This is a genomic window from Burkholderia sp. GbtcB21 (assembly GCF_019091065.1).
Taxonomy (GTDB): domain Bacteria; phylum Pseudomonadota; class Gammaproteobacteria; order Burkholderiales; family Burkholderiaceae; genus Burkholderia; species Burkholderia pyrrocinia_C.
The window spans coordinates 1-2,397 of sequence record NZ_JAGXKA010000062.1 but is presented as its reverse complement, the minus strand read 5'-3'; the positions used below and the strand labels follow the sequence as shown (position 1 = coordinate 2,397).

Below are 2,397 nucleotides of genomic sequence, written 5' to 3'. Positions count from 1 at the left end.
CGTAAGCGTGGCACCGACACCGTATTGCTTTAGCATGGCGGCTTTCCAATCGAGATCGCCGAGATGCCAGTGGAGCCACGTTTTATCGCGAACCGAGTTGTTGCCATCGTGGTGCCGAAGGCTCCGTTTGTTACCTGGATCAACAGCGTCGATTCTGCCCCAGGCATGGCATTGACGCAGGAACAAGCCAGCGAGAACGCAAACGCTTTTCTGGTTCCTGCATCCGGTAGCGATCCCGATGCCGCTGCCAAGCGTTGGTTACAGAAGCACTGGCAGGTCATTTTCGAACGCATGCTCGAGGACTGGTATGTCGACGAGCGTCTATGGCCGCAAGGTCGTACGCTCAAGCTATTCAAGGAGTGGTGCGAGATCCGCATGCACTCGATTGTCCTGGATTGCGCCGATGCGCCGATCTCGTACGAGGACTAAGCCAGATCCTGTGCCAGATGCCAGGGCAGCAGGTCATCAATCCGGTTGATCGGATGATCCGCAATGCGCGCCAGCACATGGCGCAGATATGCTTCCGGATCGATGTCATTGAGCTTGGCGGTGCCAATCAGGCTGTAGATAGCGGCAGCGCGCTCGCCACCTGAGTCTGCCCCCGCGAACAAGTAGTTGCGCCGTCCGATAGCTACGCCGCGCAGTGCGCGCTCGACCGGCAGGTTGTCGATCTCCAACTGCCCGTCGTCACAGTAGCGTGTGAGCGCCTCCCACCGATTCAGCGCATAGAGGATCGCCCGGCTCGTGTCGGATTTGCGCGAGAGCGTTTCCAACGTGGCACTCAGCCACGTATGGAACTGTTCAAGCAATGGCCTGGCGTGGGTTTGCCGGTACGCCCGCCGTTCATCGGGCGGCTTGCCCCGGATCGCTTCCTCGATCTTGTACAACGCGCCGATACGCTCCAGCGCCTCGGTGTTCAAGGCATTCGGTCGCGCGGCATGCAGTTCATAGAACTGTCGCCGGGCATGGGCCCAGCAGGCTGCTTCTGTTACCTGCCCGGTTTCGTAAATCGCCTGGTATCCGCCGTACGCATCGGCTTGCAACGTACCGTTGAACGGCTGGAGATGCTGCTGCGGATGGATGCCCTTGCGGTCGGGCGTATAGGTGAACCAGACGGCTGGCGGCGTCATGTCGGCCGAGTTTCGGTCGTCGCGCACATAGACCCACAGCCGTCCGGTCTTGGTCTTGCCATTACCCGGCGCGAGTACCGGTACCGGCGTATCGTCGGCATGCAGTTTCGTGGCCGCCATGACGTGCCGGCGTAAGGCGTCGACCAGCGGTCGCAGCAGGTTCGCGCCATGGCCCACCCATTTCGCCAGCAACGAGCGATCCAGATCGACACCCTCGCGCGCATAGATCACTGACTGGCGATACAACGGCAGGTGATCCGCGAACTTCGCGACCAGCACATGGGCCAGCAAGCCCGGACCAGCCAGGCCACGCTCGATGGGGCGGCTCGGCGCAGCCGCTTGCGCGATATGGTCGCAGCACGTACACGCCAGTTTCGGGCGCACATGGCGGATCACGCGGAAGCTGGCCGGTACATATTCAAGCTGTTCGGAGACGTCTTCGCCGAGTTGCCTCATAGGGCCACCACACGCAGTGCAGGTTTCGCCTGATTCCGGCCAGTACGTCAGGATCTCGCGCGGCAGATGCTCGGGAAGCGGTTTGCGCGGCGCTTGTTCCGGTGCAGTGCGCGTTGCCTTCGGAATCTCGATGGGAGCAGCACCTTCGTCGGCCTCGAGTTCCTCCAGTCGCAACTCAAGCTGCTCAATCTGGCGGTCCAGTTTCTCGGAACTGCGGCCGAACTGCATGCGGCGCAGCTTTGCGATCAGCAGCTTCAGATGCTCGATCTCGGCCTTGGCGGTAGCGTTCGCCGCCTCGTGCGATTCGACCACGTCTTCCAGATGTCCGATGCGCGCATCACGCTCAAGCAGCATAGCCTTGAGCGCTTCGATGTCGTCTGGATAGGCGTTTGCCGTAGTCATGCCGGCAGTCTACGCGGCGGCCAGCAGGTTTACAACGCCGAGGTCGGCTCCGCCGTGCGTATCGGCTGCCGCCAATCGATGCCTTCGAGCAGCATCGACAGTTGCGCCTGGCTCAGGCACACCACGCCACCATCGGCACGTGGCCACACGAACCGACCGCGCTCCAGGCGTTTCATCAGCAGACACATGCCGTCGCCGCTCCACCACAACACTTTGACCAGATCGCCACGCTTGCCGCGGAACACGAACACGTGGCCGCTGAACGGGTCTCGCTCCAGCACGGTCTGGACCTTCGCGGCCAAGCTATTGAAGCCCGAACGCATGTCGGTCACGCCGGCAGCCAGCCAGATCTTCGTGTGGCTGGGCAGCCCGATCATGCTGTCGGTCCCGACGCGCCGCGCAGCATGCG

The 2,397-nt window shown here is 62.1% G+C and carries 3 protein-coding genes; 1 reads left to right on the top strand and 2 read right to left on the bottom strand.

The genetic code is table 11. The annotated features are described in order from the left end of the window. Positions 1 to 63 precede the first annotated feature (63 nt). Positions 64 to 429 carry a hypothetical protein gene (locus KVT39_RS36290; protein ID WP_217591411.1) on the top strand — a complete coding sequence of 122 codons (366 nt, stop codon included), beginning with the start codon at positions 64 to 66 and terminating at the stop codon, positions 427 to 429. Here KVT39_RS36290 and KVT39_RS36285 read toward each other — a convergent pair. Further along, positions 426 to 1,988 carry an IS66 family transposase gene (locus KVT39_RS36285; RefSeq protein ID WP_034184981.1) on the bottom strand — a complete coding sequence of 521 codons (1,563 nt, stop codon included), beginning with the start codon at positions 1,986 to 1,988 and terminating at the stop codon, positions 426 to 428. The two genes, KVT39_RS36290 and KVT39_RS36285, sit on opposite strands and share 4 nt — an antisense overlap. A 29-nt stretch (positions 1,989 to 2,017) precedes the next feature. Further along, positions 2,018 to 2,397: IS66 family insertion sequence element accessory protein TnpB (tnpB, locus tag KVT39_RS36280; RefSeq protein ID WP_368858969.1), on the bottom strand; the 380-nt coding region annotated here is incomplete at its 5' end.

Excerpts from the sequence above, each read along its gene's own strand:
- KVT39_RS36290 (WP_217591411.1), top strand. The coding sequence starts at position 64 with ATGCCAGTGGAGCCACGTTTTATCGCGAACCGAGTTGTTGCCATCGTG.
- KVT39_RS36285 (WP_034184981.1), bottom strand. The coding sequence starts at position 1,988 with ATGACTACGGCAAACGCCTATCCAGACGACATCGAAGCGCTCAAGGCT.